The organism is Massilia arenae (genome assembly GCF_008014745.1).
Lineage (GTDB): Bacteria > Pseudomonadota > Gammaproteobacteria > Burkholderiales > Burkholderiaceae_D > Telluria > Telluria arenae.
The window spans coordinates 221,362-229,081 of sequence record NZ_VPFD01000016.1; the positions used below are offsets into that span (position 1 = coordinate 221,362).

Below are 7,720 nucleotides of genomic sequence, written 5' to 3' on the forward strand. Positions count from 1 at the left end.
CGATTGGTTCGGCCATTATTATTGAGATGGTTCGGGTTCGGCAGGCGTCTATGATACCTTCGCCACATGGTTACGTGGCCGCCAGCACGCTATTGTTCTCGCTAGTACAATAGCGCATCAAATAAGAATTACGCTCTCCTTCCAAGGATAACCATGCTCACTACCAAGAAAATCGGCGCGCTGGCGGCTTGCTGCGCCGCGCTGTTCGCTCCGTTCGCCTCGGCCCAGTCCACCGTCGGCAACGGCTACATCGATTCGGCTTCGTTCGAAGTCGGCACCAACCCGCAGCAACGCATGTACCGCATCGCGGTCCAGTCCGACTGGGACAAGCGCTGGTTCGCCGGCAACGGCCGTCACCTGTCGGGCTACTGGGAAGGCAACCTGGCCCTGTGGCGCCTGAATTCCTATGAGAACGTGCGCGGCCAGAACAAGAATATGGCGGCGATCGGCTTCACCCCGGTGTTCCGCTACCAGAATGACAACAAGCTCGGCCTGTACGGCGAGATCGGCATCGGCGTTAACCTGTTCTCGACCCTGTACAAAAACGAGGACAAGGAACTGTCGACCGCCTTCCAGTTCGGCGACCACATCGGCATCGGCTATACCACCCAGAAGTGGGATTTCGGCCTGAAGTACCAGCACTACTCGAACGCCAGCATCAAGAGCCCGAACGCGGGCGCCAACTGGTTCATCGCCAAGGCGGCTTACCGCTTCTGATGTCCATGATGCGCACATGGGCCGGCAACGGCCGGTCCATGGCGCGGCCATCTTGCAGTTTGTGACACAATCGGGCCTCTGGCGGCCACTGCCGCCTGCCGTTTTTCCGAGGCCCGATTGACCCCTTCGCCCACCCTCAAGCGCTACCTTCCCTGGCTCGTCGCGACTGCCCTGTTCATGGAGCAGCTCGATGCGACCATCGTCAATACCGCCATCCCCAGCATTGCCGCCAGCCTCGGCGTCACCCCGCTGAGCCTGAAATCGGTCGTCACCAGCTACATCCTCGGCCTCGCGGTCGGCATTCCCTTGAGCGGCTGGATGGCCGACCGCTTCGGCACCCGGCGCGTGTTCTTCACGGCCATTGCCGTGTTCACCTTCGCATCGGTGCTGTGCGGGCTGTCAGTGAGCGCCCACATGATGACCGGCGCCCGGCTGCTGCAGGGATTGGGCGGGGCCATGATGATCCCGATCGGCCGCCTGTCGATCGTGCGCACCTTCCCCAAGAACGAGCTGCTGGGGGCGATGAACTTCGTCATCATCCCGGCCCTGATCGGACCGCTGCTGGGGCCGACGGTGGGCGGCCTGATCGTGCACTGGACCTCGTGGCGCGTGATCTTCTTCGTCAATATCCCGGTCGGACTGGCTGCGCTGTATTTTGTCTGGCGCTATATGCCTGACTACCGCGCGGAGCAGCGGCGTCCGCTCGACGTACCCGGCCTGATCCTGTTCAGCAGCGGCACCGCCCTGCTGTCCTGGGTACTGGAAGTGTTCGGCGAGCATACGCTCGACGGCATGACGGCCGGCCTGCTATTCCTGCTGGCGCTCGGCCTGCTGGGCGCGTATGCCTGGCATGCCTGCCGCACCAAGTTCCCGCTCCTGCGCCTGACCCTGCTCAAGGTGCGCACCTTCCGCATCGCGGTGCTGGGCGGCTTCGTCACCCGGCTCGGCGTCGGCGGCCTGCCCTTTTTGCTGCCGCTGCTGTACCAGCTGGGGCTGGGGCTGCCGGCCTGGCAGTCCGGCTTGCTGATGATGCCGGCGGCGCTGGCGGCGATGGGCATGAAGGTGTTCGCGCCCGGCTTGCTGGCGCGCTTCGGCTATCGCCGGGTGCTGCTGGTGAACACGATCATGATCGGCGTGACTATTGCGATGTTCACGCTGGTGGATGCCGCCACGCCGCTGGCGGTGATCGTCGGCATCGGCCTGATGCAGGGCTTCTTCAACTCGCTGCAGTTCTCGAGCATGAATACGCTGGCCTATGCCGACGTCGAGCCGGCCGATACCAGCATGGCCAGCACCATTTCCAGCTCGTTCCAGCAATTGTCGATGAGCTTTGGCCTGGCGGCCGGATCGATCGTCACCGCCTGGTTCCTGGGCGGCGTGTCGCAGACCAACCAGGGCCAGGTGACGCAGGCCCTGCACCATGGCTTCGCCGTCCTGGCGGTGCTGACCCTGCTCTCCTCGGCCGTGTTCTGGCGCCTGCGCCGCAATGATGGCGACAGCATCAGCCGTGGGCAGAGCGTGGCCCCGACGGCCGAGCCGGTGACGGTGACGGCTCAGTGACGCCTCAGTGACGGCGCCTTATTTCACCGGTTGCGAGATCACTTCGACCGAGCCGCGTTTCAGGATCGGATTCTTGACGGCGGAGAAGTACACCTGTCGCTGGCTCATCGCGATATAGGTCCGGTGGCGATGCAGGAAGTCGGTACCCAATACCAGGATCGCGCCTGAATACGGCAAGTCCATCAGGCGCACATTGAAATCCTTGACCTCGAGTCCGCCGATCGACATCTGTCCCACGGGGACACTCCATACCGGCTTGTCCTGGTCGTGGCCGGGAAGTGGTTCCTCGCGGGTCGCGCCGGCTACGGCGGGCGTCAATCCCAGCCGCTCCGCAGCGCTTGCCGGAAGGTAGGAATGCGGCGTCGCCGTCGACAATAGCGCCCAGACCTCCTTGCCGTTGATGAGCACGCTGAACACCGGACGTGGATCGCGTTTCCACAGGTCGACCCGGACGGGGACGGCGACGGCGTCCGGGTCCCAGTAGGCGAGATGCTCCCTGAAGCAGCCTTGCGGGTTGAAGTGTTTCAGATAGCCCTCATCCAGGGCGACTTCTAGATCCGTGAGCAAGAGATTGCCGGCGCCGACTCTTGCGCCGAACGTGTCGTCCATAAAATCCTCGACCACATACCAGCCGTCTGTCAGCTTGGTCCGGCCGAAAGAAGCGTCGTCGACGAATGTCGTCACGCCTTCCTTGACGATGAATTGACCAGACGGCACGAAATCGCCTTGCGGGATGAAAGTCGTTGTGACGTTCCTGCTTTCCTGGAACTGGGTACTGGTGACATGACGTACCTTGATGTCGAGACGATCCAGGGTCTTTTTGTTGAGGACGATGGTTTGTGGCGAGCCGATGTTCACCACGGCGGATATGGGGGAGCCGTTGAGACTGGCTTTCATGACGGGGCGCAGATCGTCGGTAAACGTGAGGGGCACCGTGGCCAGTTCACCCATCTCGCAGCCGGCAGGGACCGATTGCGCAACCGCAGGGCTGGAATTCATCAGGGCCGCGAGTAAAAACGGGCCGGCCAGGTGGGCGTACAGCGTCGAGAATCGTTTAGTCATCGCCGTCGATCATGAGTCCAGGGAAGACCCAGTATAGATACTTCAATGCATGTAAATGATCGGCGACGCGAGATTTACCCGCTTCGGGTTGATGTTATGCGAGTCAGGTAATTGGAGGTGAAATCAACTTCTGGCGATGGCAATTCATCGACTTTTCGGCACGATCAACTCCGTGATTCTTTTCCGTTAGACATGCACTAGTACATTAGCGGGTCGTAATCTGGCGGTCCATAAAAAAGATTACGGAGACGAGAATGAACAGGCATACAGCAATGCATTGCCGTACACGGCGTCTGTCCGGTGCGGTTGCGATGGCCCTGGCTTCGCTTGCGACCGGCTTACCGGTGCACGCGCAACAGGCCGGCCAAACGGAACAGGACGCGACGACAAATAGCCCCGCCAGTGCCCCAACCACCGTACGCGTGGTAGGTACGCGGCAGGCCCAGGAAAGCGCGATCGGCAGGAAGAAACAAGCCGACACCGCCCAGGATTCCATCGTGGCGGAAGACGTGGGCGCCTTCCCGGACCGGAACGTGGCGGATGCGATTTCCCGGATCGCCGGGGTGGCCGTGGACCGTGGCGACTATGGCGAAGGCATCTCGGTCTCGATCCGCGGCAACGGCCCGGAACTGACCCGCGTGGAACTCGATGGCCAGGGCGTTCAGTCCGCTGGCGGCGCCGATCTGCTGGGCGGGATGAACGCCGGCTCGGACCAGGCCGGTGGACGCGCCGTGGAGATGCGCCAGCTATCGTCCGATCTGATCAAGAGCGTGGACGTGGTGAAAGGTTCCACGGCCGACATGGTAGAAGGGGCGCTTGGCGGCTCGGTGCGCATCACCACCCGGAATGGCCTGGACTTCAAGAAGGATTACCTGTCGATGCGTGTCGCGGGAATGCAAAACACGCTCAACGAGAAACTCAACCCCAACCTGAACCTCGTCGGCGTAAAAAAACTGATGAACGACCGGCTGGGCGTGCTGGTCAATCTTTCCAGCAGCAAGGTTGCCCACGAGTCGCATTCGATCAACCAGGGCGGCAGCAGCAGTGCCGTCGGCGCCTATCGTCCGCTCGACTTCGACAACTCGCCGGAAAAAACGTTCTCGTTCCAACCGAATACCGTCAAACTGGACGATCCGCTGTCGACGACACCGCTGCTGACATCGAATCTCATCGGTGGCGGCACGTTCAACGCAGCCACACCCCAGGAAATCGTGGCCAAATCGGCCGCTGCGCAAACCAAAGCAGCGTGTTACCAGGCATTTCCACTGCTGTCCGAGGCCCAGGCGAACGCCATCGTGGCTGGCGCCACCCGTACCAGTGCGATCAACCAACGCCAGACGGAACTGCTGTCCTGCCTGGGGCAATGGAATGATTACGTGCCGAGCAGTACCCGCTACTTCGTGAATCGACAGGACGAAGATCGCAATTCAGGCGACATCCGCCTGGATTTCAAGGTCAGCGACGGCCTGCAGGTCTACGTCAAGCACAGCCGCTCGTCACGCAATATCGTCTCGGAAGCGAGCAGCGCGGGCTACGGCGGCCCAGCCTTCAACGGCACGGCAGTCACCGGTCCGAATGGCTATATCGGCCCATCCTTCACCGACACGGTGTCGCCGACCCAGTTGCCGAACGGCGCATGGGCGACGCGCAATGTGGTGCCCGCATCCGGCTACTTCCTGTATCCGGACCTGAGCTGGCGTGGCGCGGGCGCCGCCAACGGGTCGACGTCGAACATCGATCCGAACTCGGTCACGGTCGACGCGAACCACCATTTGACCGGCTACACGATTGCCGATGGCGGTTTCGGTGTTGAGAACACCATGCTCAATATTAAGGAAAAATCGCGTTACACCCAGGCTGGCGGCACCTACAAGAATCGCTATGTGTTCGCCGAGCTGTTGCTGGGCGATGCGCGCAGCGACTTCTCGCGCTACGAGCGGCGCGCCGGCCTAAGCGGCTACACCGGGCCCGTCCAGGCAACCCTGTTATCGAACGGTATCTGGGATTACAAACCGACCGGGAGCTTCGATCCCAACAACCCCAACAATTATTTCGCGCTGCGGCCGCAGCCGGCGCTCGCCGCTTTCGCCGGCAATGCATTCGGCCCGGCGACGCCCGCCTATACCGCGGGCCAGCTACCGCTGATCGATCCGGCGCGCACGCTCTCGCTGCAGAATGCGCGCATCAACGAACAGACCGAGCGCACCGTGAAACTCGATGTGGCCTTCAATACCAGCGATTTCACCAACGGCTATCTGCCGCGCTTCAAGGTCGGATACAACCGCCGCAAGAGCGATTATTCGGCCTGGGGCACCGGCGGCATGACCGTCCAGGAAGCCCAGGGCACCTGGGGAACGCCAGGCTATATTCCAGGCATTTACGTCCCCAATAAAAACCTGCGCACCACCTATCAGATTTGCGAAGACACTCCCGGCTCGCTGGGGGCAGGCGGGCGGCCATGCAAGTACGGCTATACCCCCAATGCCGACCCGCGCGCCAACCTCGGCGGAACGATCCAGATCACCGCCGACCAGTTCCGGGACATGTTCGCGCAGGTCTATACGAAGCAGCCGACATCCCAGTTCTACGGCGGCGATCCCGATCGTCCGGCGGGGCTGATTGGCGGCTGGACCGAGATCGACATCGGCAAACTCTATGAGCTGCTCGGCGTACCGAACTACAACCTCGATTGCGTGAAATCCTGCGCCGGCAGCGACGGCCAGATGTATGCCCAGCCGATGAACAAGCTGGTGGAAACCGTCGATGCGGGCTACCTGATGACAGACTTCAGCCTGGACCGCATCCCGTTCAGCGAACGGCCGCTGCCGTTCGGCATCGCCTTCGATGGCAACGTCGGCGTGCGCATCGTGCGTACCGGGGTGGTCGGCACCGGCCAGCTGGCCTTCCAGTCGACGGTGAAGAACCCGAGCTTCAATCCCGCCGACCCGGAGAATGCTAACGGTGTGACGACGGCGATCTACCGCCGGGATACCGAGATCTCGGACGTCAGCACCGACTACCTGCCCTCGATCAACCTGAACACCTGGTTCGTGCCCAACGAGCTCGTACTGCGCTACAACTGGGGCAAGACCGTCGCACGCCCTCCGGGTGGTCGCCTGATCCCGAGCGGCACCTGCTTCTACGACGAGCGCTTCACCGACCAGCTCGATGCGGACGGCGAGCCTCGCGCGCAATATTGCTCCGGCACCATGGGCAATCCGTCGCTGGAGCCGATGACCAACCACAACCAGAACCTGTCGCTCGAGTGGTATCCCAACAAGAACTACATGCTCGCCGGCGCTGTATACCGGCAGGAGGGCGTCATCGGTGCACCGACGCTGATCGAGGCGGTCAATGCGGCCGCGCTGTTTGCCGGCTCGGACCAGGTGGACAGCCAGACCGGCAAGCCGCTGGCAGACCAGCAGTTCGACTACCGTCGCTGGATCAATCAATTACCGAACACCCGCACGGGCTACGAGGTATCGGGGAAGGCCGCGTTCACCTTCCTGCCGTGGTATCTGCGCTATCTTGGGATGGACGCCAACTACACGCGCAACAAGTCCAAGTTGACCGGGACCGCCGTGCGCGACCTGCTGACCGGTACCGTCATGCCGGTGGCCGGCGAGCCACACCATTCCTGGAACGCGTCGCTGTGGTATGACGATGGCAAGTTATCGGCCAGGGTGGCGGTGCAGTTCGTGGCCGAGAAGTTCAGTTGCATATCGGGATGTAATTCGACCGCTATTAACAATTATCCGGCGCAGGGGCTGACTACTGTTCGGAATCCGGTATATGCGCCTGGGGCGCCCAGCTTCCGGCTGGGGACGCGGTACATCGATGCGAAAATCGGGTACCGGGTCAATGAGAACGTCGAATTGTTCCTCGAGGGGCGGAATCTCGGACGGATCCATACGGGGACGACGACGGGGGGATTTGCGCAGTTTGCGGATGGGACGCCGAATGTGTACACCGATGCGTATGCGGGAGCGACGTATATGGCGGGGGTGAATTTCAGGTTCGAGTGAGGGCAGGCGCGGTTAAAGCAAAAAACCCCACCAGGATCACCTGGTGGGGTTTTTCTTATAACTAGCCTGACGATAACCTACTTTCACACTGGTTGCAGCACTATCATCGGCGCAAAGTCGTTTCACGGTCCTGTTCGGGATGGGAAGGGGTGGGACCGACTTGCTATGGTCATCAGGCATGACTTGTACGAATGGCGTTGCTTGAACGCGTGGACTGCATAGCCGTCCACCCTACGAAGTAGGCACTCTGAATCTGGAAGAAGTATTGTTGGGTTGTAGCTTGTATTCAAGCAGTTGTACTCGTCACAACCTTGACTACCAAGGTTATAGGGACAAGCCTTACGGGCAATTAGTAT

4 protein-coding genes and 1 rRNA gene are annotated in these 7,720 nt (G+C 61.4%); 3 read left to right on the forward strand and 2 right to left on the reverse strand.

What is annotated here, in order from left to right:
- The first annotated feature begins 153 nt into the window (after nt 1-153).
- Together FVD38_RS16145 and FVD38_RS16150 are read left to right on the forward strand one after the other, a co-directional pair.
- Complete coding sequence (locus tag FVD38_RS16145; RefSeq protein ID WP_123069894.1) at nt 154-717, forward strand: acyloxyacyl hydrolase; 564 nt, start codon at nt 154-156, stop codon at nt 715-717.
- Nucleotides 718-834: 117 nt separating this feature from the next.
- Nucleotides 835-2,277, forward strand: a complete 1,443-nt coding sequence (locus FVD38_RS16150; protein WP_147935752.1) for a DHA2 family efflux MFS transporter permease subunit — start codon at nt 835-837, stop codon at nt 2,275-2,277.
- Nucleotides 2,278-2,295: 18 nt separating this feature from the next.
- Here the strand turns inward: FVD38_RS16150 and FVD38_RS16155 are convergent, their stop codons facing one another.
- Complete coding sequence (locus FVD38_RS16155) at nt 2,296-3,339, reverse strand: retropepsin-like aspartic protease (protein ID WP_147935753.1); 1,044 nt, start codon at nt 3,337-3,339, stop codon at nt 2,296-2,298.
- A 422-nt stretch (nt 3,340-3,761) separates the two neighbouring features.
- Between FVD38_RS16155 and FVD38_RS16160 the strand changes: the two genes are divergently transcribed.
- Nucleotides 3,762-7,364 (forward strand): TonB-dependent receptor, encoded by a 3,603-nt coding sequence (locus tag FVD38_RS16160; protein ID WP_229493715.1) that lies wholly within the window; start codon nt 3,762-3,764, stop codon nt 7,362-7,364.
- Nucleotides 7,365-7,428: 64 nt separating this feature from the next.
- On the opposite strand, the gene rrf is transcribed toward FVD38_RS16160, so the two are convergent.
- Nucleotides 7,429-7,541: ribosomal RNA gene (gene rrf / locus FVD38_RS16165) — 5S ribosomal RNA — on the reverse strand.
- Between the last annotated feature and the right edge of the window lie 179 nt (nt 7,542-7,720).